Here is a 25,172-nt window from a genome sequence, read left to right as displayed (position 1 = left end):
GCACCCGTAGCTCAGCTGGATAGAGCACCAGACTACGAATCTGGGGGTCAGGAGTTCGAATCTCTTCGGGTGCGCCACTTCTCTTTTCTCACGAAAATTTAGCACGACGACCTCAAGCAAGGTCGAATTCTGCTCGTCTAAATTTTTAAAGCCGATCTCTGCGATTCCCATTCTCTGCGAGTCGTGAGACACTTCCCCGGTACGAAATCCATACGATCACCAGAGCGTTGCACAGGCCGGCATTTCCTCACGGAAGCCGGGCAGGTGTTTCCGCGCATTCGTTGCGAGGTCAGGCCGATGGACTCAAATTTCTATGCGCAGCTAGCCGCTGACGTTCTGACGAACCGCGCTCGTCATGTGGGGTCATCTCTGCGAGATCGATTCGAGCGGGACCGCTGCGCGTCGGATGCGGCCTGCTATGCGCTCGCGGCCGCCGGTCTGATCGATTTCGAGGAACTCACCACCCGCATGTTTGCGCAGGAGCGCGCGTTGCTTGATCGGCACGGGTTCCAACCTTGACGGCCCGCCGCAAGAAGAAGCGGGAAGCCCCTTTCACCCTGGAGATCGCCATGCTGCATTTGTCGGGCCTCGATTGGATCGAGACCTTCGAATATGTCTCGCGACGGCACGGGATCGGCATGACCAGCAGCGATATCAAGGTCTTTGCCGTGGCCGCCGAATATAGCTACGAGCTTGAGCTTATAGAGGCCGTTCGCAAAGGGTGGATCTATGTCTGAGGGGCGTTCCGAGTGCGCCTAACTAATCGCCCTCACCGCCGCCGACCAACCGACGAAATCAAATACCCTACAGCGAACGTCATTGCCGCCACCGCAATCCCGGTGCTGATGACGCCGGCGGGCGTGATCCTGGCGCTGCCTTGCAGGGTGATGTGCTTTCCGACGCGAAGGTCGAAGACCGATTTCATCTCCTCCGGGTGAGTGGGGATATCGTGTGCGTGTTCGTCTTGAAGAGCTGACACTTCCAAATCCTCCGTCTTGATGTTGGCACCTGCGCGATGGGCGTCTTGCCCGGCGCTAGCTTGGCACAATGTTGCCAGACGATTGTCTCGGCAAGATGCCTTTGGGGCAGGACATGCCGTGGCCGCGGGCCGGAGAGATTGAATGCTGAGCAATATGGTTCGTGGAATGGTGTTTCTGGCGTCGGTGGCGGCCTTGGCCGGTTGCGTCGATCATGCCAACGGCCCGATGCTGACGCCTGTCAACACGCTCGACCCGCCGCTCAATCCACCCGGCATCGCCCACAACATCTGCGTCGCCGACGGCAACGTCATGTATAACGAGGCGCGCAAGCAATACGAGGCGCGGGCGCAGATGTCGCGCTATGCGATCGATCCGGCCAACGAGGAAGCGCAGGCGAGGGCGGCCGCGCGCCGGCAATATGTCACCTGCATCTCCAGCCAGGGCTACCGCGCCGTCTACGACCAGTAGGAGCGGCCTGATATCACGCAGTGAGCATAAGCGTGATCACGCCTAAAGCGCGACCGGAATCACGCCGTAGGGCGCAATCGGGATCACGCCGTAGGCGTAATCGAGATCACGCGCAATCGCCTGTGATCACGACTGTTGGAGCGCGCGTGCAGGCCCGGAACTTTGCAAGCTGAGACGGCATTTTCTTCATGTGAATCCTGAAGGAGGGTTTATCATGAAAATCTCCCGTTACATCCCGTCCGTCCTCTCGCTTGGCGTCATCACGGCGCTCTCGGCCGCGGTGCCTGTTCAGGCAGCGCCCGTCGACCAGTCCGCGCAGCCGGCTCAAGTGATCCAGGTGGCGCAGACGCAGCCGGGCTATTGGCACGGCTATCATGGCTCGCGCACCGAGCGGCCCGGCACCCGCCGCCACGACGGCTACTGGTATCCGGACGCCGCCTTCGGCGTCGACCGCCAGACCACCGGCTCGATCGGCGAGCGCCCGATGCAGCCCCAGCCTCCAATGCAGCAAATGCACAGGCAGACCTATTGCCAGGGCACCTTCGGCGGCACCAATGGCGACGGTTCCATGCCATGCGGCAACGAGTGGTGAGTCGGTCTCGAAGGCGACGGCAAAGGCCGCCGCCTTCGGCCCATGTGGCTGGAATTGCTCATATCTTGGCAGGTTTGATGAAATGATGTGCATGAATAGAATGCGAATGACGATCTAAGGGGTCGTGTTATGCACATGGTGCATTGCTGCGTTGCGGTATTCTCCCTATTCCTGATCGAAACGATGGGCTATCTATCCCCTCGAAGGCAGCGCACTCCTCCTCCCAGCGCTCCTTCATCGGACTGACGACACTCCTCCTCCCAGTTGTCAGTCAGGATCAAGAGCCCGGTGCACCTCCTCCCGCACCGGTCTCTTTTCCATTCTGGACCTTCCCATCTCCTTTGCATCCTTCACCCGCATTTTTCGTTATGCGGCTGCATCGTCATGTCCAACGCCATGTGATGTCGCGGCGGTCGGCAGATCTCGAAAATTCAGATGGAAGTCGCTCCTGTTCTGATATATCACAGTGCGGTCGGTGGTGTGGTCCGCCGCGCGAATGGGCGGTGAGGGATGAACGAGAAGAAACAGACGGTCGCGGTTGTCGGCGCAGGTATCATCGGTGCGGCGATTGCGCTCGAATTGCAGCGTCGCGGCCTGCAGGTCACGCTGATCGACAAGGGCGAGCCCGGTCGCGGCACCTCTTATGGCAACATGGCCAGCATCGCGCTCGATTTCGCCGCCGGCTCCGGCCCAAATACCTGGCGCAAGATCCCCCGCTGGCTGCTCGATCCAGAAGGCCCCGTCTGGCTGCGTCCCGCCTATGCGTTGAAGATGGCGCCATGGTTCCTGCGCTTCATCGCCGCCGGCCGGCCCTCGCGGCTGCGTGACATCGAGGATGCGGGCATGAGCCTCTCCAATCCTGCGCTCGCCGATTTCCGCGCCATGCTGGATACGATCGCAGCACCGCAGCTGATGACCGACGAAGGCTGCCTGGCGATCTACGAGACCGACGCGGAATTTGCTGGTGATCGCGGCCACATCGATTTCATGCGCCGCTATGGCTTCGATTTCGATGTGCTCGAAGGTGCCGCCATCCGTGATCTGGAGCCCTCGCTCTCGCCTTCGATCGCCAAGGCGGTCCTGCTGCCCGACAACAAGACCATCCGCGATCCCTATCGCCTGGTGGTCAAGCTCGCCGATGCCGCCCGCGAGCGCGGCGCGACCTTCCTCTCCGGCGCGGTTCGCACCGTCGAAAAGAACGCCGACGGCACGTCCGTCGTCATTCTCGAAAGCGGTGAGCGTATCGCGGCTGATTTCGTCGTGCTGGCGGCCGGCGTCCACACACGCTTTCTGGCCGAAAAGCTCGGCGAGCCGATCCCGCTCGAGACCGAACGCGGTTATCACACGCAGATCATGCAGCCCGGCGTCTCCATGCGCTATTCGGTGATCTGGCCGCATCGCGCCTTCATGATCACGCCGACGGCAGGCGGTATCCGCGTCGGCGGCAATGTCGAGCTGGCGGGGCTCGATGCCGCGCCAGATTTCCGCCGCGCCCGCGTCCTCGTTCGCCATGCGCAGCGAGCCGTGCCGGGCCTTGAGGTCAAGGACGCGACAGAGTGGATGGGCCATCGCCCGTCGCTGCCCGATACGATCCCGATCATCTCGCCCTCGTCGAAAATGCAGGGCGTCTACTATGCGACCGGTCACGGCCATCTCGGCCTCACCTATTCTGCCGCCACGGCCCAGCTGATCGCGGATATGGTGACGGGGGCCAAACCCGCCATCGACATGACGCCGTTCCGTATTAACCGCTATTGAGACATAACAGAGTGCCGGCGGTGACGAGGTCGCCCTGCCGGCGGATGATGGGAGACGCCGATGAGATGGAAGCGCACGATCCAGCTTCTGGATGTCCACGCCGAAGGTGAGATCGGAAAGGTCGCGATCGGCGGCGTTCCGAAGATCCCGGGCAACACCGTTGCCGAGCAGCTGCACTGGCTGAACACCGATCCAAAGGGCCAGGAGCTTCGCCGCTTCCTCTGCCTTGAGCCGCGCGGCGCGCCGATCGGATCCGTCAATCTGCTGCTGCCGCCCAAGCATCCGGATGCCGACGCCGCCTTCATCATCCTGCAGCCCGATCAGGCGCATGCAAGCTCCGGCTCGAACTCGATCTGCGTCACCACGGCGCTGCTCGAATCCGGCATCGTCGAGATGCACGAACCGGAAACGGTGGTCACGCTGGAAACGGCAGCCGGCCTCGTCAAGGCGACCGCCACCTGCCGCGATGGCCGCTGCGAGAAGGTAAAGCTCACCATGGTGCCGTCCTTCGTGCACGAGCTCGACGTCTCGCTGGAGACCGAGCAGTGGGGCACGATCAAGCTCGATCTCTGCTATGGCGGCATCTTCTACGCGCTTGTCGATGTCGGCCAGATCGGCCTGACGATCGCCAAGTCCAATGCCGCCGCCCTCGTCAGCGCCGGCATGGTGATCAAGGAAAAGATCAATCGCGAGATCAAGGTCGTGCACCCGGAGATCCCGGCGATTTCGGGCGTTGCCTATGTGATGTTCCGCGATCTCGAAGCCGATGGCACGGTGCGCACCTGCACCACCATGTGGCCGGGTCGCGCCGATCGCTCGCCCTGCGGCACCGGAAACTCCGCCAATCTCGCGACGCTGCATGCGCGCGGCAAGGCAAAGGTCGGCGATGTCTTCAAGTCGCGCTCGATCATCGATTCCGAATTCGAGGTCGGGCTTCTGGCCGAGACCACCGTCGCCGGCCGCCCGGCCGTCATCCCGACGATCACGGGTCGCGGCTTCACCTTCGGCCTGTCGCAGGTGGCGCTCGATCCCTTCGATCCGCACCCCGGCGGCTTCGCGCTGACGGATGTCTGGGGGCCGCTCGCCGGCGAAATCTGATCGCCGGCTGATCCGTCGTCAGTAAGGAAACGGGTCGACCTGGGCCTTGCTCTTGTCGCCCGGCTTGCCCGGATGGATCACGCCCTTGCGCAGGATGATATTGCCGTAAAGGCGCGGCTCGCTGGTCTGGATCAGCGCATGCGCCGCCTTCACCCTGTTGTAGAAATCCGGCCCCACCAGCGGCACGACCTGCCGATGCGGCTCGTAATGCGCGCAACAGTCGATCATCTCCTCGTGCACGGGGTCGATCTTGTCGCGCTCGCCCTTCACGGTGGCGCGAAAGATCGCCTCCGGCACGAACTCGTCGATCGGCAGCACGCTCAAGACGGCATCGAGCACCGGGATAATGCCGTGCCCATCGAGCCGGATCAGCCGCCGCGCGTCCTCGAGGCCCGGATAGTTGCCGTCGACGATGGCGATCTCGTCGCCATGGCCCATGGCGCGCAGCGTCGAGAGCAGTTCGGGGCTCAGGATCGGGTTAAGTCCCTTCAGCATTCTCCACCTCCTTGAAGAGCACGTTCTGGTCCGTGAGATAGCGGGCGAAGATCGGCAGGCTTGCGCCGCCGATGGCGCGCGCATGCGCCCCCACCGCTCCCTCGATGATATCGGGCATGACGACGCCCTGCAGGTCGAGCCTGTCCGCTTCGTAGATCGTCGCCTGCACGATCCGCTCGCGGACCCAGGCTGGAAAGCCGCCGTCGATAACGGCGGCGCTGAAATCGATGATGGAGGCGGCCGCGACGATGCCCTGTGCCAGCGCCTTGGCGGTATCCTGGATCCACAGTTCGAGCGGCTCGCCGAAATCGATCCAGTCGTCGGCCGAATACCAGAGAGGCTCTGGATCGACGCCGCGCTCGCGCAGCACGTTTTCGAGCACGAAGATCGAGGCGACCTCGAGCAGCTGCAGCGTCTCGCCGTTCTTGCCGCGCACCGGTAGCGGGCCGATGGCGCCGGCCGTGCCGGTGCGGCCGGAAAAGATCGCCGAGTTCAAGACGATGCCGCCGCCGATGAAGGAGCCGATGAAGAAGTAGACGAAATCGGGGTGCTGCGGGCCGATGCCGAAGACGAGTTCCGCGCCACAGGCGCTGGTCGCGTCGTTCTGCAGATAGACGGGGTAGGGCAGGCTTGCCGCCACCTCGGCATGCAGGTCGTAGTCGCGCCAGACGTCCATCGCGCCCTTGGGCGAGCCCACTTCCTCTTCCCAGTTCCACAATTCGAACGGTGCCGCGATGCCGACGCCGGCGATACGGCCGCGCTCGTCATCACTGAGCCGGCTTTCCAATTCCTGGATACCCGATACGATGAAGTTGAGAAACAGGTCGGGCAGGGGGTAGGCGTAGGTCACATGCAGCTGCATGCGGATCTTGCCGACGAAATCCATCAGCACCAGATCGGCGCTGCGCCGGCCCATCTTCACGCCGAAGGAGTAGACCGCATCGGGATTGAGCCGCATCGGCACCGAGGGTTGCCCGACGCGTCCGCGGATCGGCTCGCCGCGCGAAAGCAGCCCTTCCTTTTCCAGCACGCGCATGATCACCGACACGGTTTGCGCCGAAAGGCCCGTGCGGCGTGCGATATCCGCCTTCGACTGGGCGCCATGCAGGCGCACCAGCGAAAGCACCAGTCGTTCATTGTAGGCGCGGACCCGAACCTGGTTCGCGCCGCCTGCCGGACTGACGCCCGGCAGTTGGGCCGGCACGTGAACCGGACCTCTCATCGACGACATTGGCCATTCCTCCCTTGATCGGCCTATGCGTTATTTTCGCCGAGCATGCCACAAGGAATTAATAATTCAATTGGATTTATTTATTGACAAGCCAAATTCTTTCGCCCTTAATTAGCACCGTAAACAGCACGAAACGGCTTGGAGGAAGCCATCGGCGGTATTCGAAGGCGGCGTTCGTGTTTTAAAATTCCGGTCAGCCATGGGGCGGTCCGGCTACACTCTGGGAGGAGTAAATGAAGAAATCAGTGCTTTCCGCAGCGCTCGCCGCGCTGGCCCTCGGCGTCGCCTTCTCGGCGCCTGCAAAGGCCGCGGACGTTTCCGCCTGCCTGATCACCAAGACCGACACCAACCCCTTCTTCGTCAAGATGAAGGAAGGCGCGACCGCCAAGGCAAAGGAACTCGGCGTCAACCTGAAGTCCTATGCCGGCAAGATCGATGGTGACAGTGAAAGCCAGGTGGCCGCGATCGAGACCTGCATCGCCGATGGCGCCAAGGGTATCCTGATTGCCGCTTCCGACACCAAGGGCATCGTGCCGAACGTCAAGAAGGCCCGCGACGCCGGCCTGCTCGTCATCGCGCTCGACACGCCGCTGGAGCCGATCGACAGCGCCGACATGACCTTTGCCACCGACAACCTGCTCGCCGGCAAGCTGATCGGCCAGTGGGCCAAGGAAACGCTGGGCGACAAGGCTGCGGACGCCAAGGTTGCCTTCCTCGACCTGACGCCTTCGCAGCCGTCCGTCGACGTGCTCCGCGACCAGGGCTTCATGATGGGCTTCGGCATCGACCCGAAGGACCCGAACAAGATCGGCGACGAGGATGACAAGCGCATCGTCGGCCACGACATCACCAACGGCAACGAAGAAGGCGGCCGTACCGCGATGGAAAACCTTCTCCAGAAGGATCCGACCATCAACGTCGTCCACACCATCAACGAACCGGCTGCAGCCGGCGCCTATGAAGCGCTGAAGGCTGTCGGCCGCGAGAAGGACGTGCTGATCGTCTCCGTCGACGGTGGTTGCCCAGGCGTCAAGAACGTAGCCGACGGCGTCATCGGCGCCACCTCGCAGCAGTACCCGCTGCAGATGGCAGCACTTGGCATCGAGGCGATCAAGAAGTTCGCCGACAGCGGCGAAAAGCCGAAGCCGACCGACGGCAAAAACTTTTTCGATACCGGCGTGACGCTGGTCACCGACAAGCCCGTCTCCGGCGTCAAGTCGATCGACACCAAGGAAGGCCTTGGCAAGTGCTGGGGCTAAGCGATCGGGCCTAAGACCCCTCCCAACCCTCCCCACAAAGGGGGAGGGCTAACCCGGCCGGACCCACCGAGCCTCGATTGGGGCAGGTGGGTGCCGCAAGTCTTCTCCCCCCTTGTGGGGGAGATGGCCGGCAGGCCAGAGGGGGACTTTCCCGATGCATCGACTGTGACCCCAGGCGGCCGAAGGGCAGGCCTGGGAAAAGACCACCACTCACATGCAATCGTCCCGCGCACGCACGGCGGACAGGATTCCGGGAGGAACATCCATGAGTGAGCCAACCGCGGCATCGCCGCATCACGATTATGAAAAAGTCCTCAAGGAAAGTTCGACCGATGTCGCTTCCTTCGACACGGACGACAAGAGTTTCCTTCAAAGGTTCCGGCATTTTCTGCATTCGAGCCCATCGGCGGTATCGCTGATCGTGCTCGTGCTGTCGCTGGTCATCTTCGGCGTACTCTTGGGCACCAAGTTCTTCTCCGCCTTCTCCCTGACGCTTATCCTGCAGCAGGTGGCGATCACGGGCATCGTCGGCGCGGCGCAGTCGTTGGTCATCATGACGGCAGGTATCGATCTCTCGGTCGGCGCTATCATGGTGCTGTCGTCTGTCGTCATGGGCCAGTTCGTCTTCCGTTACGGCCTTCCGGTCGAGCTCGCCATCCTCTGCGGCTTCGCCGTCGGCGCGCTCTGCGGTTTCATCAACGGCTGGCTTGTCGCCCGCATGAAGCTGCCGCCCTTCATCGTCACGCTCGGCATGTGGCAGATCGTTCTCGCGACGAACTTCCTCTATTCCGCCAACGAGACCATCCGCGCGCAGGAAATCGAGACCACGGCGCCGCTTCTTCAGATTTTCGGCGATACCTTCCGCATCGGCGGCGCGGTCTTTACCTATGGCGTCATCGCCATGGTCCTGCTCGTGGCGGTTCTCTGGTATGTGCTGAACCACACCGCCTGGGGCCGGCATCTCTATGCGGTCGGTGACGATCCGGAGGCAGCGGGCCTCTCCGGTGTCAACGTAAGGCGCATGCTGATCTCCACCTATGTTCTCTCGGGCCTCATCTGCGCGCTCGCCGGCTGGGCCCTCATCGGCCGCATCGGCTCGGTATCGCCCACCGCCGGCCAGTTCGCCAACATCGAAAGCATCACCGCGGTGGTGATCGGCGGCATCTCGCTCTTCGGCGGCCGTGGTTCCATCCTTGGCATGATGTTCGGCGCGCTCATCGTCGGCGTCTTCTCGCTCGGCCTGCGCCTCCTCGGCACCGACGTGCAGTGGACCTATCTCTTGATCGGCGTGCTCATCATCGCCGCCGTTGGAATCGATCAGTGGATCAGAAAGGCAGCAGGCTGATGGCTACCGAACCCCTTCTCATGGCGCGTGGTCTCGTCAAGCGCTACGGCCGCGTCACCGCCCTCGATCATGCCGACTTCGATCTCTATCCGGGCGAAATCCTGGCCGTCATCGGCGATAACGGTGCCGGTAAATCCTCGCTCATCAAGGCGATCTCCGGCGCCGTGCGTCCCGATGAGGGAGAGATCCGGCTGGAGGGCCAGCCGATCCACTTCTCGTCGCCCATTGAAGCCCGAAAGGCCGGCATCGAGACCGTCTACCAGAACCTTGCCCTGTCGCCGGCGCTCTCGATCGCCGACAACATGTTCCTCGGTCGCGAGATCCGCAAACCGGGCTTCATGGGCAAGTTCATGCGCAAGCTCGATCATTCGGCGATGGAAAAGATGGCGCGGCAGAAGCTCACCGAGCTTGGCTTGATGACCATCCAGAACATCAACCAGGCAGTCGAAACTCTCTCCGGCGGCCAGCGTCAGGGCGTGGCGGTTGCCCGTGCGGCGGCCTTCGGCTCCAAGGTCATCATCCTCGATGAGCCGACGGCGGCTTTGGGCGTCAAGGAAAGCCGGCGCGTGCTGGAACTCATCCTCGACGTCCGTTCTCGCGGCATCCCGATCGTGCTCATTTCGCACAACATGCCGCATGTCTTCGAGGTGGCCGATCGCATTCACATCCACCGCCTCGGGCGTCGCTTGACGGTGATCAATCCGAAGGAATACACAATGTCGGACGCCGTCGCCTTCATGACCGGCGCCAAGTCTGTTCCTACGGAGCCTGTTGCCGCATGACGATGACGATCGAGGATATCGCCGGCGAGGTCCTTGCCCGCGCCGGCGACGCGAAGCGCTTTCTGATCGCCATCGCCGGCCCGCCCGGCGCCGGCAAATCCACCATGGCAGACCACATCGCCGACGCCTTGCGCGCCGGCGGTGAAACGGCCGCAGTATTGCCAATGGACGGCTTCCACATGGACAATGCCATCCTGATCGAGCGCGGCCAGCTTGCCCGCAAGGGCATCCCCGAGACCTTCGACGTGCGCGGCTTCCTCGATATCATCCGCGCCGTTCGCCTGGCCGATCAGGAAGTGCTGGTGCCGGTGTTCGATCGCTCGCGTGAGCTTGCCATCGCCTCGGCACGGCCCATCGGCCCGGAGCATCGCTTCATCATCGTCGAGGGCAACTACCTGCTCTTCAGCCTCGGCAAGTGGGCGGAGCTCGAAGGCGTGTTCGATTACTCGATCATGCTTGCCCCGCCGATCGAGGTGCTGGAAGAGCGGCTGTGGGCGCGCTGGCGCGGCTACAAGCTGAGCGAGGAAGAGTCTGCTCGCAAGGTCTATGAGAACGATCTTCCGAACGGTCGCCTCATTCTCGGCAATCGCCGCCGCGCCGACGTCACCCTCGAGATCGCCTGATCGCAATTGCCCGGCTGCGGCGGGCAAACCATTTGCCATCCCCCATGCTTGGATGTAATTCCCAAGGCTGAGCCCTAAAGCGCAGCCTTGCCGGAGTTACAGTCATGCAATCGATCACCATCCGCCGCCCCGATGATTGGCATCTTCACCTGCGTGATGGCGCCATGCTGGAAGGCGTGATCGCCGATTCAAGCCGCGACTTCGCCCGCGCCATCATCATGCCGAACCTCGTGCCGCCGGTCGTGACGACAGCGGATGCCGAGGCCTATCGCGGCCGCATCATGGCCGCGCTACCGAAGGGCGATCGCTTCGAGCCGCTGATGACGCTCTATCTGACCGAGCACACCGATCCGGATGATGTCGAGAAGGGCAAGGCCAGCGGCCTGATCACCGCCGTCAAGCTCTACCCGGCCGGCGCCACCACCAATTCGCATGGCGGCGTGCGCGATATCGACAAGGCAATGCCGGTGCTGGATCGCATGGCCAAGATCGGCCTTCCGCTTTGCGTCCATGGTGAAGTCACGACATCGGATGTCGATATCTTCGATCGCGAAGCCGTCTTCATCGAAACCGTGCTCGACCCATTGCGCAAGCGCCTGCCGGAACTGAAGGTGACGATGGAACACGTCACCACCAAGGAAGGCATCGATTATATCAAGTCAGCCGAGCGCAACCTCGCAGGCTCGATCACCACGCATCACCTGATCATCAACCGCAACGCCATCCTCGTTGGCGGCATTCGCCCGCATTATTACTGTCTGCCGGTCGCCAAGCGCGAACACCATCGTGTCGCGCTGCGCCAGGCGGCCACCAGCGGCGATGCTCGCTTCTTCCTGGGTACCGATTCCGCACCGCATGTCGATCCGCTGAAGGAATGCGGCTGCGGCTGCGCCGGCATCTATACTTCAATCAACACGATGAGCTGCCTTGCTCACGTCTTCGAACAGGACAATGCCCTCGACAAACTGGAAGCCTTCGCCTCGCTGAACGGCCCGGCCTGGTATAGCCTTCCGATAAACGAAGAAGTAATAACGCTTGTGAAGCGCGCCGAGCCCGTGTCGTTTCCTGCCAAGATCGAGACCGGCGCCGGTCCCGTCACGGTATTCGACCCCATGTTCCCGCTTCATTGGGATGTCGAGCGCTAATAGCGCTCGCAAACCCCTCATTTTTTACTGGAAGAAGGATGCGCATCCGTCGAGATATGTTACTGCGCTAACATCTAAGCTTTAAATACATGTTTTTTTAACGAAATTGATAACACATTCGCTGTCGGGCGAATTCCATTTTCTTAAAACGAAAGCGTGGCAGAAGCCGCGGAGCTCAAAGCATGACGCTTGACTATAATTCATTGTTGACCGCGTTGGCGGTCTCGGCGACTTGTCTCGCCATTACTTTGCTGGCGAGCTGGATTGCCCGGCGGACCGAAACATTTCTGCTGGCCTGCGGGGTCGGCCTGATCCTGATCGTCAGCGGCATCTTTGCCTATGGCATCTATGTCGATAAGCCGAACGCGATCGTCGCTGTTGCCTGCTTCGCGCTGCTCTTTCCCGGCTTCGCGACCGTCTGGGGCGCGGGATGCCAGTTCCGGACAGGAACATTGCCGCACGCGCGCGTTGCTGCCTTCGGTGCCGTGGCGGTGGTCGCGACCTCATTGCCGATGTTGCTCGGCTATGACGGCCTGTCCTTCATTGTCGACAATATCGCCATCGCATCCTTCCTCTTCGCCACCGCCTATCAATACTGGCGGGCGCGTGCCGAAGCGATCGTCCCGCTGACCGGGATCACCAGTCTTTACTGCCTCACCGGCTTTTCTTTCGTTCTTTGCGCCGCCGTGCTGATCTATCAGGGCAAGCTTGTGCTGGGGGCTGCGCCTAACAACTGGTCGGAGGATTTGAGCCTCGCCGTCTGCATCGCCAGCATGACCGGTATCGGCGCGCTGTCGCTTGCCCTGCACCAATGGCGCATGGCCGCCCTCCACCGCATCGATGCTGCTACCGATCCACTGACCGGCCTGCTCAACCGCCGCGCTCTGTTCGATCGCCACGGCGCCGGCGTCATGGGCCCGACCACGGCCGTGCTGGTTTTTGACATCGACCACTTCAAATCGATCAACGACAACTTCGGTCACGACGTCGGTGACCGCGTGCTGAAGGTCTTCGCAGCCGAATTGACCGCGAGCTGCAGGCTGAGCGACACGGTTGCCCGCCTCGGCGGTGAAGAGTTCGCGATGGTCTTGCACGAGGTCATGCCAGGCCGCGCCGAGGTCGTCGCCGAGCGCATCCGCAAGGCCTTCGAGGGGCGCGAGCTCGATATCGACGGCCAGGTCTGCAAATGCACCGTCAGCGTCGGCGTCGCCTCCGGCCGCACCAAGCCGCTGCCGTTCGACGCCATGCTGACCGCCGCCGACAAGGCGCTCTATGCCGCCAAGCGCGCCGGCCGCAACCGCGTCGAGCTTGCGAGCCACCTGCAGGCAGTCCCCACGGACACGGCCCGCACCGCCTCTTGATCGTCGGCGGTTCCCCTCGTATGGTCGGGTTGGCCGGATGCAGCCAGCCGCCCCGCGGTGCGAAAGCACGATGGTGAATGCATTCACGCATATCCTTCACATCCCTTGCCGTTTGGCGATTGATGGCGAACGGGTCAGCAGACGCGGGCACTGATCGTCCTGTTCGCCGCCAACGGAGGGAATGCAACATGCGCGATTTTCGCGATGCGAAACTGATGGCCAAGGCATTGCGCCAGGCACTTGCCGACCGCGATGTCGATCTCTCTCACAGCGAGACGCTGGAGATCGTCGCCCGCCAGTTCGGCTTCGAACAATGGAACATCCTGTCTGCGAAACTCGAACAGACGACGGCATCGCCGCCCGCGGTCGGCATAGAACCGCCAATCCCGATCTTCCGCATCTTCGACGTCGACAAGGCCAAGGAGTTCTACTGCGGCTTTCTGGGGTTTGAGCTCGATTGGGAGCACCGCTTCGGCGAACATTTCCCGCTCTATTGCCAGGTCTCGCGAAGCGGCATGATCCTGCACCTTAGTGAGCACTCGGGAGACGCCAGCCCCGGCGCCAGGGCCTTCGTCCCGGTGAAAGGCGTTCGCGCCTATCAGGCGGAGCTCACGGCCAAGGATTACCGCTACATGAAGCCGGGGCTTCAGGAGGCGCCATGGGGATTGGAGATGGAGGTCATCGATCCCTTCAATAATCGCGTTACGTTCTGTGAGCGCAACGACGGATAAGGCGAGAAGGGGCTGCGGCGGTGTGCTGGGTAAGCCCGCCGCCTCAGGCAGCCCAAAGGCCGCGCGTCGAGAGATAGCCGATCGCGCCGAAGAGGATGGCGACCGCCGAGGCGAGGCCGAGTGTCACTGCATATTCGCGGCGGCCCGCCGTAAAGGCCAGCGCGACCTTGGTGACCATGTTGACGAACACTGCAATCAGCGTGACATCAGCAGCCGTCGTGGCGGTGATCGCCGAGCCGACAAGGCGCACGGTCGAGAGCGTGATCGCGTCCACATCGACAAGGCCCGAAATGGCGGCGACGACATAAAGCGCCGAGGCGCCGACATATTCGGTCGCCATCTTCGAAACGAGGCTGATCAGGCCGAGCAGCAGCGCGAAAGAAATCACGGTTCTGAGTTCAAACGGATTGGTGAGCCCAATCTCCGGCGCCTGCGTGCTCGACCCGGAACGCCAGGCCAGAAACAGGCTGGTCGCCAGGAAGCCGATGATGGCGGGAATGAGCGCCGAGGAGAGCGGCGCCAGCATGCTCAGAGAAAGCGCGCTCGCAATGACGAGAACGCGCGCGAAGGAAAGCGCGCCGGCAATCGCCGCACCCGCCGCCAGATGCCGCGCCCCTTGCGGCGCTTCCATCGAATAGCGCGCGAAGGAGAGCGTCAGCGCGGTGGACGAGACGAGCCCACCGGCCGCACCCGCAAGCAATATCCCGCGGCTCGATCCCATGAGCCGGATCGCCACATAGCCGGCGAAGGAGAGTGCAGCGATGGTAATCGTCAAAAGCCAGAGCGCATAGGGATTGAGCGCGCCCCAGGGATCGAGCGGCTTGTCGGGCAGCAGGGGCAAGGCGATCACGGTCATCGCGAGCAGCATCAGCGCTGATCGCAGTTCCACCCAAGTCAGCCCCTGCAGGAAACCGTGAAGGCTGGTGCGGGCCGCGAGCACGACCGTCACCACGACCGCGCCGGCTCCCGCCGTGATGAGATCGCCGAGCGTGGCGAGCATTCCGAGCGCGAAGACGCAAAGTGCGGCGATGATCGAGGTGATGCCGTAATCCTTGTCCTCGATCGCCTCCTGCCACTTGCCGGCGATATAGACGACGCCGAGAAGCACCGCGATCGTGGCCGGGAAGAACGGGCCGGTCAGCGGCTGCAGCGTGCCGACAATGCCGCCGAGGAAGCCGGTGAGGCCAAAGGTGCGAAGCCCGGCGGTGCGTCCGCCGACGCGCACGTCGCGCTCGGTCCAGCCCCGCTCGACGCCGACGAGCAGACCGATGGCAAGCGCCACGCCGAGACGGCGGAAGACTTCGATATGTTCCATGACCTGCACGATATCGCCGCCGCGCCGCTTAGCAAGCGCAAACATCTGAAACCATTGGCGCATTAGAGATATCGGCGCTCGGTCGGGAGATCAGATCAGCATCAGCGCCCGTACGAACGCGGCCGATGTCAGAAGCGAAGCCACGGTCCTTACATGGTTCCACCACGTCCAGTCGCGAAGGTAGTCCTGCCACAGCGCCGATGCTTCGGGGCCATTGCCTGAAAACTGCCCCAACGCATCGTTCATCGGCACGTTGAAGATGATGGTCGAGGCGAAGGAGGCGACGATGTAGATGATGGCGCCGGCGAGCATCCAGAGGCTCGCCCCCTCCCGCCAGCTCATCACCGCGAGCACGCCGATCAACAGGCAGAGAATGGCCGTCGGCACGAACAGCATCATGAAGGGCGAGCGAAGGATGGTGACGTTGATCGAGTTCATCGCGGCGATCCCCTGTTCCGTCGGTATGCGCGAAAACGCCGGCATCACGAAGGTCGAGAACGCGAAGAATGTGCCGGCGACGAGCCCGCTGCCGATCGCGGCGGCGACAAGCGCCAATACGAGAATGATTGCCATGCCCATGACCTCCCATTTTGGCTGAGCCAAAAGTCAATAACAGAGAAATTCTCTCATTTGCAAAATGAGATAAACTCTCTTATTTCTGCTGTCAACCGGAATGGAGTTTTAGATGGCGGACGAAACGGCGGCGGGATCGCGAATAAAGGTGGGCGCCACAAGGCAGCCCCGGCGCATTCCCCGCCAGCAAAGAGGCCGCGAGCGCTTCGAAAAGATACTGGCTGTGGCCACGCAACTGATCGAGGCGAAGGGAAGTGATGCGCTGAAGATGAGCGAGATCGTCGAAAAGGCCGATCTCTCCTTCGGCGCGCTCTACCAGTATTTCCCGGATAGGAGCTCGATCTTCGCAACGCTGGCCGAGCGCTTCAACGAGGAGGGCCGCGCCTGCGTGATCGCGGCGCTGGCAGAAGCAAAGGATGCCGCAACGCTGCGTTCGGCGCTGTGCCGGATCGCCGACGAGTATCTTGCCTTCTTCCGCAGCGAGCCCGTCATGCGCGACATATGGTTCGCCACGCAGGCGGATCGGCTGCTGCAGGAAATCGACGCTGACGATATGGAGTTTCACGCCCAGGCGCTGCTCGCGGTGCTAGAGCAGGTTTACCCGGATCGTCGCAAGCCTGCGCTGCTGGCGCTTGCGAGGCTCGTCATGCAGCTCCTGGCGGCGGCGGTCAGATATGCCGCCGCGTTGAGCGAGGAAGAGGGACGGGCAGCAATTGCGCTCTACAAGAAGATGCTGCCCGCCGATATCGGCGAATTGGTAGCGGAGTGATCAGGCACGGATCTTTGCGTCCCTGATCGACAACGAGACCGCCGAGCGAACCATGTTGCGACCACCATTCTTGGCGGCATAGAGCTCCCGGTCCGCCGCCGTCAGCATGGATTTCAGCGTTTCGCTGGCGGGATCGCCGCGATAGACGCCGAAGCTTGCCGTCACGCGCTTTGCCGGCAACGGGCCGACGGCCTTGCTTTCGAACTGCATGCGCAGCCGGTTGGCAATGTTGACCGCGGCATCGATATCCGTGCGTGGCAGGACCAGGCAGAACTCCTCGCCGCCGATGCGCGCCGCGATGTCATAGGGTCGCAGATTGTGCTGGATCGTGGCGCCGGCCATGACCAGCACCTGGTCGCCGACATCGTGGCCGAACTGGTCGTTGATCGACTTGAAGTGATCGAGATCGAAGACCACGACGGAGATCGGCGTGCGTTCACGCGCGGCGCGGGCAATCTCCAGTGCCCCGATATCCTTCAGCCAGCGGCGGTTGCCGAGGCCGGTCAGAACGTCAGTGGTCGCCTGCCGGCGCAGCTGTGCCAGCGTCGCGTCGAGTTCCTTGATCAGGATCGAGATCCCGTTGGTGACGATCCCGACCTCGTCCTTGCGCTTGCTGCGAACCGACTTCACGACGCCGGTCGAGCGGTAGGTCTCGACCACGCCGGCGATCTGGTGCAGCGGCCGGATGAACGCCCAGACGCAGGCCAGGCAAAAGGCAGTGCCGATCAGCGTCGCTCCCAGCACCAGGATAAGCACAGGCGTCGCCTCGCTCCGAAAGCCGGTGACCAGATAGACGACGAGCGCCAGAAGCGGCACGTGCGTCGAGACGAAGCAAATGGAGAAGATCTTGAGGGTCAGCGATTGGTTGAACTGCTGAAGCGGTGTGAACCTCGTGAGGCGCATTCTGGACTCCTTCATGGTGTCTTTGGGCGCAGCGAAAATGGCTCGGGAAGTTTCACCCCGTTGTTAACGAAATCATTCAAATTTGAGTGGCTTTGGGGGTGCTGGGCATCAAGCTCCGTGCAAGTGCCTGCCGAACAATACGTATGACGAATGTCTAAAATTATGAATGGGTTGTGGAAATTTAAGTTGTCCGCAAAAGAAATACCAGCAAGGGTTTTTGTGATCCGTCGCGCTTCGCGCTTCTGGTGAATCATCGCGTCCTGACGCAACGATATTAACAGAGCGAGACGCGACCCCAACGGCAACGTGAGCGCGTGCAATTGCCATTCTTGCGTTTGAGCCCCTCGCGTTCTGGAAACTTGCCCCACTTGCTGCTATTGGCCCATAAGTTTGAGCACAAGATCCAGGCAAGGAGAGAACGATGATCCAGGCAACATTCACCGACCGCAAAGTCATGGCCGAGCTGGTGGCCAAGATGCTCTGGGAGATCAAGGCCGTTCACTTCAATGCCACCCAGCCCTACAAGTTCGCCTCGGGCATGGCGAGCCCCGTCTATATCGACTGCCGCAAGCTTCTCTCCTTCCCGCGCATCCGCTCGACGGTGATGGATTTCGCCGCCAGCGTCGTGCTGCGCGAGGCGGGCTTCGAGAAGTTCGATTGCATCGCCGGCGGCGAAACCGCGGGCATCCCCTTCGCCGCCCTTCTCGCCGACCGCCTTAGCCTGCCGATGATCTATGTCCGTAAACAGCCGAAGGGCCACGGCCGCAACGCCCAGATCGAAGGCAACATGCCCGAGGGTTCGCGCGTTCTCGTCATCGAGGACCTGACGACGGCAGGCGGCAGCATGTTCAAGTTCATCGATGCCGTGCGCGACGCCGGCGGCATTGTCGATCATGGCATCGCGCTCTTCTATTACGGCATCTTCGACGAAGGCGCGCTGCGCTTTGCCGATGGCAAGGTCAAGCTGCACTACATCGCCACATGGCGCGATGTCTTGGCCGTTGCCAAGGAGCAGCAGCTGTTCGATCAGAACACCCTGAACGAGGTTGAATCCTTCCTCGACGCGCCGCTCGCATGGTCTGGCCGCAACGGCGGTATTTCATCACTTTGAGTGAATAATTGCTCACGGCGCTTTGCTTTTGCCACGAAGTTATCTAATCCAGTTGGGCATCGACAGATCGTAATGCCCTTGGGAGACGGACATGATTTTGTGCTGTGGAGAAGCGTTGATCGACATGCTGCCGCGGGAGACGACGCTCGGCGAGAAGGGCTTTGCGCCCTATGCCGGCGGCGCCATCTTCAACACGGCGATCGCGCTCGGGCGCCTGGGCATCCAGACGTCTTTCTTCACCGGTCTCGCCGACGACATGATGGGCGAAATCCTCTGTGATACGCTGAAGGCGAGCAATGTCGACTTCAGCCTCTGCGCCATCGCGCAGCGCCCCTCGACGCTCGCCTTCGTCAAGCTGGTCAACGGCCAGGCGACCTACGCCTTCTATGACGAAGGCACCGCCGGCCGCATGATCACCACCGATGACCTTCCTGTTCTCGGCGACGATTGCGAGGCGCTGCACTTCGGCGCCATCAGCCTGATCCCCAGCCCGTGCGGCGAAACCTACGAGGCACTGCTCGACCGCGAGGCGGCCAAGCGCGTCATCTCGCTCGACCCGAACATCCGCCCCGGCTTCATCAAGGACAACCAGGCGCACATGGCGCGTATCAAGCGCATGGCCGCCAAGTCCGATATCCTGAAGTTCTCCGACGAGGACCTGGAATGGTTCGGCATGGACGGCAGCCATGACGATCTCGCCGCCCACTGGCTGCAGCATGGCGCCAAGCTCGTCGTCATCACCAAGGGCGCCGAGGGCGCGACGGGTTACACCAGCGAACGCAAGGTCACCGTCCCCAGCCAGCGCGTCACCGTGGTCGACACCGTCGGTGCCGGCGATACCTTCGATGCCGGCGTTCTTGCCTCGCTGAAGATGGATGGTCTGCTTACCAAGGCGCAGGTCGCCTCGCTCGACGAAAAGGCGCTGCAGAACGCGCTCTCGCTCGGCGCCAAGGCCGCAGCCGTCACGGTCTCCCGCGCCGGCGCCAACCCGCCATGGGCCAACGAGATCGGTCTTTAGAGCCTCAGGGCAACTGATCCAGAAAGCCAATCACGGTCCGATTGAAGTCATCGGGCCGCTGCAGCGGCGCGAAGTGGCTCACGCCTTCAAGCGGAACGAAGGTCGCGCCGGGAGTGCTGCGCACGAGATGCGCCGCATGCTCCGGCTTGATGAACTCGTCCCGGTCACCGAGCGCCACCGCCACCGGCACACGGATGCGGTTCAGATCGGCGGCCGAATAATTCGGCTCGGTCGACATCATCAGGCTCACATCCTCGACAAAGCGGTCGAACTGGTCAGGCGTCGGCGAGAGCGCCTCGTAATCCATCCGATGCCTATTGAAGCAGCGGTCGATCACGGGCGTCGGCACGAAGGGCTTTACGCCTGACGGGTCCATGCTGCAGGCGAAGAAGAACACGCCGTCGACGCGCTGAGGGTGCCGGTCCGCGAGAATGAGCGCCGTGCACGCCCCATCGCTCCAGCCGATAAGCGCCGCCTTCTCGATTTCGAGATGATCCATCACCGCAAGCACGTCGGATGCCATCAGCTCGTAGGTGTAGGGCTTGTCGTCCCGCGTGCTGCGGCCGTGTCCCCGGCTGTCGATCACCACCACGCGCCGGCCTGATCGCAGCAGCGCCGGCACCTGATAGCCCCAGTTGCCGCTATTCCCGAGTCCGCCATGCAGCAGGATCACAACCGGCCCGGAGCCATAAGCGCTGTACCATATATCGGCGCCATCATGCGTAACCACGCCGTCGTCACCATCAGGCAGGGCCTCCGCTCCCTGCGCTGCAAATCGCTCAAGCTCGTCGTCAGTCATATCAGTCCTCCCAATCCCTCATTCTTTCTAGACGGACGACGCGGCCCCATCTCGACATCTCCTGAGAAATAATCGCCGCGCCGACCAGGCTAAGCCTTCCCTCGCGCCGCCTGCATGGCCTCGCGCAGCACCTCGTAAACCCTCGGATCTTCCGTCTGCGAAACATTGAACCGCATGAAATCCGTCGCCGTCTGCGACAGGCTGAACGCATTGCCCGGCGCCAGCACCACATCCCGCTCCAGTGCCGCGCGCGCCACATCGGCAGCGTCGATACTATCGGGCAGGCGGCACCAGAGGAACATCCCCGCCTGCGGCTCCAACCAGGGCACGATGCCGAGGTTCTTGAGCTTGGCCGAGACCTCGAACATCGTCCTCGACAGCCGGCTGCGCAGCGTCTCGATATGCTTGCGATAGCTGCCGTCGCTGAGCACGCTCAGGACCAGCTGCGCCGCATGCCGCCCGCCGCCGAACGAGGTGGCGATCTTCAGATCTGTCAGCCCGCCGATCCACTCCGGCTTGGCGGCGATGAAGCCGCAGCGCGCCGAGGCCGACAGCGTCTTCGAGAAACTGCCGATATGGATGACGCGATCCAGCCCGTCGAAAGCGGCAAGGCGTGGCGCCGTCACGTGCTCGAAATCGGCGAAGATATCGTCCTCGATGATCGTCAGGTCGAACTGCTCGGCGATCTTAAGCACCCGATGCGCCGTCACCGGCGAGAGGATCGCTCCGGTCGGGTTATGCAGCGCCGAATTGGTCACGTAGAGCTTCGGTCGATGCTCGGCCACCGTGTGGGCGAAGGCGTCGATATCGGGGCCGGAGGGCGTGTAGGGCACGCTGACGATCTTGGCGCGGTGGGCGCGGAGAAGAGCGTGGAAATTGAAGTAGCAGGGATCGTCGACCATCACGGTATCGCCGGGCTCGATCAGGAAGCGGCAGAGAAGGTCGATCGCCTGAATGCCTGACTCCGTCAGGATGATCTGGTCGGGCGAGGCGCCAATCCCCTTGTCTGCCATCCGCCGCGCGATCAGCTGCCTGAGCGGCGGCAACCCCAGCGGCGATCCATAGGCGAGCAGTACAGGCCCATCGGCTCGCGCCAGTGCCCGCAGGCCGCGGCGAACGCCGTCTTCCGGCAGCCAGGAGGGCGGCAGCCATCCGCAACCGGGTTTGAGGCCGATATCGCCGGCCTCCAAAGACTGCCGCGACACCCAGAACGGATCGATTTCGCGGTCGAGCCGTGGCCCGACCTCCGACAGCGCGAAGGGGGCGGCCTGGTTGGCGACGTAAAAGCCGGAGCCCGGCCGCGACAGGATCGCGCCCTCGGCAACCAGCCGCTCATAGGCCTCGACGACGGTCGATGTCGAAATCTTCAGCGACCCCGCGAGCGCCCGCACAGAAGGCAGCTTCGCCCCCGCCGTCAAGCTGCGGCCGGCGATGCGCTGCTTGATCGTGTTCATCACCATCGCCACGCGGGTCGTGCCAACGATTGCGTTATCGGCCATCCGTACTGCTCTCCGATGCATAACAGTTTGGCGAAACCGTACCATACCGTAGCTGGCATGGCCACGCTGCGAGGGATCATAAGATGGTCGATTGAAAGAATGATGGAGTGTGCCATGGACCGCACGGCGGCCGGTTGGTTGAATGGTTTTATCGGTGTTCTGATTTTCAGCGGCTCGCTGCCCGCGACGCGCATGGCGGTGATGGGGTTCGATCCCGTCTTCCTGACCGTCGCCCGCGCGGCGATCGCCGGGCTGATCGCGCTGGCGTTGCTCGTACTGTTTCGCGAAAAGCGGCCGGCGGCGAGCGATTTTCTGTCGCTCGTTATCGTCGCCTTCGGCGTCGTCATCGGCTTTCCACTGCTCACCGCACTGGCGCTCACTCACATCACCTCGGCGCACTCCATCGTCTTCATCGGCTTGCTGCCGCTCTCGACCGCGATCTTCGGCGTCATCAGGGGCGGCGAGCGTCCGCAACCGGCCTTCTGGATATTCTCCTGCGTGGGGAGCGCGCTGGTCGCAGGTTTTGCCCTGTCGCAGGGTGTGACCGCAGCCCCGCTCGGCGATCTCCTGATGCTCGCCGCCATCATCGCCTGTGGTCTCGGCTATGCCGAGGGCGCCAAGCTGTCGCGCAGGCTCGGCGGCTGGCAGGTCATCTCCTGGGCGCTGGTTCTCTCGCTGCCCGTCATGCTCGCGCTTGCTCTCTTCAATCTGCCGCCGTCCTTTGCGGCGATCGAAATGCCGGCCTGGGCGGGCCTCGTCTATGTCTCGCTGTTCAGCATGCTGATCGGCTTCTTCTTCTGGTATCGCGGCCTGGCGCAGGGCGGCATTGCCGGTGTCGGTCAGCTGCAGCTGCTGCAGCCCTTCTTCGGTCTGCTCCTGGCGGCAACGCTGCTGCACGAGCAGGTGAGCCCCATCATGCTCGTCGTCACCATCGCCATCGTCGGCTGCGTCGCTGGCGCCAAGAAGTTCGCCCGCTAGAACGTTACGGGTGAGAATGGGTTTGCATTTTGCCGCGTAAGCGCGCCTGCTGTTTGGCGCTACATCGCTTGATGTGGCCCAACCAGGGAGCTTGAAATGGCAAAGGGTCAACTCCGCGGTACGCGTGAAGCGCGCAAGCCGAAAAAAGACAAGTCCGCTCCGGCAGTCGCCTCGCAGCCGGGCTCGCAGGTCAAGCAGGCCGCGAGCACCGTACCATCGGGCAAGGGCGCCAGGCCCTGACCGCCACCAGGGGGTGGACCTGAGGGCAGTCATCTCAGCCAAATAGAAAACGCTCCCGCGGCGGTCACCACGGGAGCGTCTTGTGAACGTTGCGTTCTTACTTGGCGAGCTTCGCCAGTTCGGCAACAAGGCCCTGTGTCGACGAATCGTGGCCCGCAGCGCTTTCCTTGCCTTCGATGACGGGCAGCAGGCCGGTCGCCAGTTCCTTGCCGAGCTCGACGCCCCACTGGTCGAACGAGTTGATGCGGAACAGCACGCCTTCGACGAAGACGCGGTGTTCGTAGAGCGCCACGAGGCGGCCGAAGGCGAACGGCGTCAGCTTGTCATAGACGAAGGTGATCGACGGGCGGTTGCCGGTGAAGACGCGGTGCGGCGCGATGAAATCGGCCTGCTTGTCGTCCATGCCCTTGTCGGTCAGCTGCTTCTTGGCTTCCTCGAAGGTGCGGCCCTTCATCAGCGCTTCCGACTGCGCGATGCAGTTTGCCATCAGGAGCTGGTGCTGGTGGCGCAGCTCCGGCTCGAAGCCGTTGGCGGCGATCATGAATTCGGCCGGGATCACGCTCGTGCCCTGGTGGATCAGCTGGTAGAAGGCGTGCTGGCCATTGGTGCCGGGTTCGCCCCAGACGACAGGACCGGAATTCCCTTCGACCGGCGTGCCGTCGATGGTGACGCCCTTGCCGTTCGATTCCATGTCGAGCTGCTGCAGGTAAGCAGGGAAGCGCGACAGGCGCTGGTCGTAGGGCAGGATCGCGCGGGTGGCGTAGCCGAGAACGTTGCGATTGTAGAAGCCGATCAGGCCGAGCAGGATCGGCAGGTTCTTGGCGATCGGTGCCGTGCGGAAGTGGTTGTCGATCGAATGCGCGCCATCGAGGAACTTGCCGAAGTTCTCAGGACCGACGGCGATCATCAGCGGCAGGCCGATGGCCGACCAGATCGAGTAGCGCCCGCCGACCCAATCCCAGAAGCCGAACACGCGTTCGCTTTCGATGCCGAAGGCGGCAACCTTGTCGAGCGCCGTCGAAACGGCTGCGAAGTGATGCTGAACGGCTGCTTCGCCGAGCGCGTCGGCAACGAACTTGCGCGCCGTCTGGGCGTTCGTCATTGTCTCGATAGTGGTGAAGGTCTTGGAGGCGACGATGAAGAGCGTCGTTTCCGGCTGCACCAGCTTCAGGATGTCGGCGATGTGTGCGCCGTCGATGTTGGAAACGAAATGCGCGCGCGGGCCGTCATGATAAGGCGCCAACGCCAGCGTCGCCATCACGGGGCCGAGGTCGGAGCCGCCGATGCCGATGTTGATGACGTCGGTGATCTTCTTGCCGGTCGCGCCCTTCAGCGCGCCCGAGCGAATGCCGTCGGCAAACTTGCCCATGGCAGCGAGCACGCCGTTGACGTCAGGCATCACGTCCTTGCCGTCGACGAGAACGGGGGTGTTCGAACGATTGCGAAGGGCCGTGTGCAGCACGGCGCGGTTTTCGGTGAAGTTGATCGCCTTGCCCGAGAACATCTCGTCGCGCTTGGCCTCGACACCGCCGGTTTCGGCGAGCTTGACCAGAAGGGCCAGCACCTCGTCGTTCACGGCCGTCTTCGAGAAATCCATCAGGAGGTCGTCGAGCGAGGCGGTGAAGCGCGAAAAGCGTTTCGGATCGGCCGCGAAGGCAGCACGGATATCGGTGGCCTTGGTGGCAGCCGCGGTGCTTTTCAGTTGGTCGACGATGGCATTCATGGGAGGCTCCTTTGCAGGGCGTGAGGGTCGCGGAAACTATTCGCTTTACCGGGTGCAAATCAAGTTATGTCTGAAACTATTCATAAAAAGGGTGCGCACGTCGCGCTTGATGCGCCAACGCAGTCGGGCTATATTGGAGAGGTTGCAGGCGGAGCTGTAACTCCACCTGCTGCGCTTATGTTCTTTGGAATGTGACCCGGACGCTGAGTGACCAGCTCGTCCGGGTTTTCCTCACCATAAGCGTGACGCTAAGCGGTCGAAACCACATATCATCACCTCCCGTTCTGATGGCAAGGCTCTTGCCGAAGTCGGCGCGGCCCATCCTCGCCGATAGGCCGCATTGCCGCGACCTGTGCTGCTTCTGCCTCAAAACAAG

At 62.5% G+C, this 25,172-nt stretch carries 27 protein-coding genes and 1 tRNA gene; 19 read left to right on the top strand and 9 right to left on the bottom strand.

Annotation, left to right across the window (positions count from 1 at the left end; all coding sequences use genetic code 11):
* From B3605_RS18560 to B3605_RS18550, 3 genes are all read left to right on the top strand, one after another.
* Positions 1–77, top strand: a tRNA-Arg gene (locus tag B3605_RS18560).
* A 220-nt stretch (positions 78–297) separates the two neighbouring features.
* Positions 298–519, top strand: a complete 222-nt coding sequence (locus B3605_RS18555; protein ID WP_296435472.1) for a hypothetical protein — start codon at positions 298–300, stop codon at positions 517–519.
* Between the two features lie 50 nt (positions 520–569).
* A complete protein-coding gene (locus B3605_RS18550; RefSeq protein WP_018898251.1) occupies positions 570–737 on the top strand; it encodes a hypothetical protein in 168 nt (55 codons plus the stop codon).
* Between the two features lie 32 nt (positions 738–769).
* On the opposite strand, the gene B3605_RS18545 is transcribed toward B3605_RS18550, so the two are convergent.
* Positions 770–925: a hypothetical protein gene (locus tag B3605_RS18545; RefSeq protein WP_183795144.1), complete on the bottom strand. Its 156-nt coding sequence runs from the start codon at positions 923–925 to the stop codon at positions 770–772.
* 196 nt (positions 926–1,121) lie between these two features.
* On the opposite strand from B3605_RS18545, the gene B3605_RS18540 reads away from it, so the two are divergent.
* From B3605_RS18540 to B3605_RS18525, 4 genes are all read left to right on the top strand, one after another.
* Entirely contained in the window at positions 1,122–1,448 is a 327-nt protein-coding gene (locus B3605_RS18540; RefSeq protein WP_018898253.1) for a hypothetical protein, read from the top strand.
* A 214-nt stretch (positions 1,449–1,662) separates the two neighbouring features.
* Positions 1,663–2,040, top strand: coding sequence for a surface protein (locus tag B3605_RS18535; RefSeq protein WP_112940987.1), 378 nt, complete (start codon positions 1,663–1,665; stop codon positions 2,038–2,040).
* A gap of 510 nt (positions 2,041–2,550) precedes the next feature.
* Positions 2,551–3,798, top strand: coding sequence for an NAD(P)/FAD-dependent oxidoreductase (locus B3605_RS18530; protein ID WP_112940986.1), 1,248 nt, complete (start codon positions 2,551–2,553; stop codon positions 3,796–3,798).
* 60 nt (positions 3,799–3,858) lie between these two features.
* Positions 3,859–4,896, top strand: a complete 1,038-nt coding sequence (locus B3605_RS18525) for a 4-hydroxyproline epimerase (protein WP_047507144.1) — start codon at positions 3,859–3,861, stop codon at positions 4,894–4,896.
* Between the two features lie 18 nt (positions 4,897–4,914).
* On the opposite strand, the gene B3605_RS18520 is transcribed toward B3605_RS18525, so the two are convergent.
* Positions 4,915–5,391 (bottom strand): RbsD/FucU family protein, encoded by a 477-nt coding sequence (locus B3605_RS18520; RefSeq protein WP_112973908.1) that lies wholly within the window; start codon positions 5,389–5,391, stop codon positions 4,915–4,917.
* Positions 5,375–6,622 carry an ROK family transcriptional regulator gene (locus B3605_RS18515; protein ID WP_112940985.1) on the bottom strand — a complete coding sequence of 416 codons (1,248 nt, stop codon included), beginning with the start codon at positions 6,620–6,622 and terminating at the stop codon, positions 5,375–5,377. Before B3605_RS18515 ends, B3605_RS18520 begins: the two co-directional genes overlap by 17 nt.
* 233 nt (positions 6,623–6,855) lie before the next feature.
* Here B3605_RS18515 and B3605_RS18510 point away from each other — a divergent pair, with 233 nt between their 5' ends.
* The 7 genes from B3605_RS18510 (at position 6,856) to B3605_RS18480 (ending at position 13,868) form a co-directional block, all read left to right on the top strand.
* A complete protein-coding gene (locus tag B3605_RS18510; protein ID WP_112940984.1) occupies positions 6,856–7,881 on the top strand; it encodes a sugar ABC transporter substrate-binding protein in 1,026 nt (341 codons plus the stop codon).
* Between the two features lie 265 nt (positions 7,882–8,146).
* Positions 8,147–9,226: an ABC transporter permease gene (locus tag B3605_RS18505; protein ID WP_112940983.1), complete on the top strand. Its 1,080-nt coding sequence runs from the start codon at positions 8,147–8,149 to the stop codon at positions 9,224–9,226.
* Entirely contained in the window at positions 9,226–10,008 is a 783-nt protein-coding gene (locus B3605_RS18500) for an ATP-binding cassette domain-containing protein (protein WP_037187743.1), read from the top strand. Before B3605_RS18505 ends, B3605_RS18500 begins: the two co-directional genes overlap by 1 nt.
* Positions 10,005–10,631 (top strand): nucleoside triphosphate hydrolase, encoded by a 627-nt coding sequence (locus B3605_RS18495; protein WP_111561617.1) that lies wholly within the window; start codon positions 10,005–10,007, stop codon positions 10,629–10,631. Before B3605_RS18500 ends, B3605_RS18495 begins: the two co-directional genes overlap by 4 nt.
* A gap of 104 nt (positions 10,632–10,735) precedes the next feature.
* The gene (pyrC, locus tag B3605_RS18490; protein WP_112940982.1) at positions 10,736–11,776 is read left to right on the top strand and encodes a dihydroorotase; all 1,041 of its coding nucleotides are present in this window, start codon (positions 10,736–10,738) and stop codon (positions 11,774–11,776) included.
* A gap of 182 nt (positions 11,777–11,958) precedes the next feature.
* Entirely contained in the window at positions 11,959–13,137 is a 1,179-nt protein-coding gene (locus B3605_RS18485) for a GGDEF domain-containing protein (protein ID WP_112940981.1), read from the top strand.
* A gap of 188 nt (positions 13,138–13,325) precedes the next feature.
* Positions 13,326–13,868 (top strand): glyoxalase superfamily protein, encoded by a 543-nt coding sequence (locus B3605_RS18480; RefSeq protein ID WP_112940980.1) that lies wholly within the window; start codon positions 13,326–13,328, stop codon positions 13,866–13,868.
* Positions 13,869–13,911: 43 nt separating this feature from the next.
* Here the strand turns inward: B3605_RS18480 and B3605_RS18475 are convergent, their stop codons facing one another.
* Together B3605_RS18475 and B3605_RS18470 are read right to left on the bottom strand one after the other, a co-directional pair.
* Positions 13,912–15,183, bottom strand: coding sequence for an MgtC/SapB family protein (locus B3605_RS18475; protein ID WP_112941033.1), 1,272 nt, complete (start codon positions 15,181–15,183; stop codon positions 13,912–13,914).
* A 90-nt stretch (positions 15,184–15,273) separates the two neighbouring features.
* Positions 15,274–15,756, bottom strand: a complete 483-nt coding sequence (locus tag B3605_RS18470) for a DUF1772 domain-containing protein (RefSeq protein WP_112973916.1) — start codon at positions 15,754–15,756, stop codon at positions 15,274–15,276.
* Positions 15,757–15,868: 112 nt separating this feature from the next.
* Between B3605_RS18470 and B3605_RS18465 the strand changes: the two genes are divergently transcribed.
* Positions 15,869–16,525: a TetR/AcrR family transcriptional regulator gene (locus B3605_RS18465; protein WP_112940979.1), complete on the top strand. Its 657-nt coding sequence runs from the start codon at positions 15,869–15,871 to the stop codon at positions 16,523–16,525.
* Here B3605_RS18465 and B3605_RS18460 read toward each other — a convergent pair whose 3' ends face one another.
* Positions 16,526–17,428 (bottom strand): GGDEF domain-containing protein, encoded by a 903-nt coding sequence (locus B3605_RS18460; RefSeq protein WP_112940978.1) that lies wholly within the window; start codon positions 17,426–17,428, stop codon positions 16,526–16,528. It abuts the gene before it with no gap.
* Positions 17,429–17,849: 421 nt separating this feature from the next.
* Between B3605_RS18460 and B3605_RS18455 the strand changes: the two genes are divergently transcribed.
* Together B3605_RS18455 and B3605_RS18450 are read left to right on the top strand one after the other, a co-directional pair.
* Positions 17,850–18,539 (top strand): orotate phosphoribosyltransferase, encoded by a 690-nt coding sequence (locus B3605_RS18455; RefSeq protein ID WP_047507167.1) that lies wholly within the window; start codon positions 17,850–17,852, stop codon positions 18,537–18,539.
* Positions 18,540–18,630: 91 nt separating this feature from the next.
* Positions 18,631–19,557, top strand: a complete 927-nt coding sequence (locus tag B3605_RS18450; protein ID WP_112940977.1) for a carbohydrate kinase family protein — start codon at positions 18,631–18,633, stop codon at positions 19,555–19,557.
* Positions 19,558–19,561: 4 nt separating this feature from the next.
* Here B3605_RS18450 and B3605_RS18445 read toward each other — a convergent pair whose 3' ends face one another.
* Together B3605_RS18445 and B3605_RS18440 are read right to left on the bottom strand one after the other, a co-directional pair.
* Positions 19,562–20,356: an alpha/beta fold hydrolase gene (locus B3605_RS18445; RefSeq protein ID WP_112940976.1), complete on the bottom strand. Its 795-nt coding sequence runs from the start codon at positions 20,354–20,356 to the stop codon at positions 19,562–19,564.
* Positions 20,357–20,445: 89 nt separating this feature from the next.
* Positions 20,446–21,876, bottom strand: a complete 1,431-nt coding sequence (locus B3605_RS18440; protein WP_112940975.1) for a PLP-dependent aminotransferase family protein — start codon at positions 21,874–21,876, stop codon at positions 20,446–20,448.
* A 93-nt stretch (positions 21,877–21,969) separates the two neighbouring features.
* Here B3605_RS18440 and B3605_RS18435 point away from each other — a divergent pair, with 93 nt between their 5' ends.
* Both B3605_RS18435 and B3605_RS18430 read left to right on the top strand, forming a co-directional pair.
* Positions 21,970–22,833, top strand: coding sequence for a DMT family transporter (locus tag B3605_RS18435; protein ID WP_112940974.1), 864 nt, complete (start codon positions 21,970–21,972; stop codon positions 22,831–22,833).
* 96 nt (positions 22,834–22,929) lie between these two features.
* Positions 22,930–23,073: a hypothetical protein gene (locus tag B3605_RS18430; protein WP_181459210.1), complete on the top strand. Its 144-nt coding sequence runs from the start codon at positions 22,930–22,932 to the stop codon at positions 23,071–23,073.
* Between the two features lie 97 nt (positions 23,074–23,170).
* Here the strand turns inward: B3605_RS18430 and pgi are convergent, their stop codons facing one another.
* Positions 23,171–24,796 carry a glucose-6-phosphate isomerase gene (pgi, locus tag B3605_RS18425; protein ID WP_112940973.1) on the bottom strand — a complete coding sequence of 542 codons (1,626 nt, stop codon included), beginning with the start codon at positions 24,794–24,796 and terminating at the stop codon, positions 23,171–23,173.
* Positions 24,797–25,172: the final 376 nt, after the last annotated feature.

It is taken from the genome of Rhizobium sp. UBA1881, from assembly GCF_002338015.1.
In the GTDB taxonomy this organism is placed as follows: Bacteria; Pseudomonadota; Alphaproteobacteria; order Rhizobiales; family Rhizobiaceae; genus Rhizobium.
Note: the sequence above shows the minus strand (reverse complement) of the source record. Positions and strands in the feature narration are given on the sequence as shown.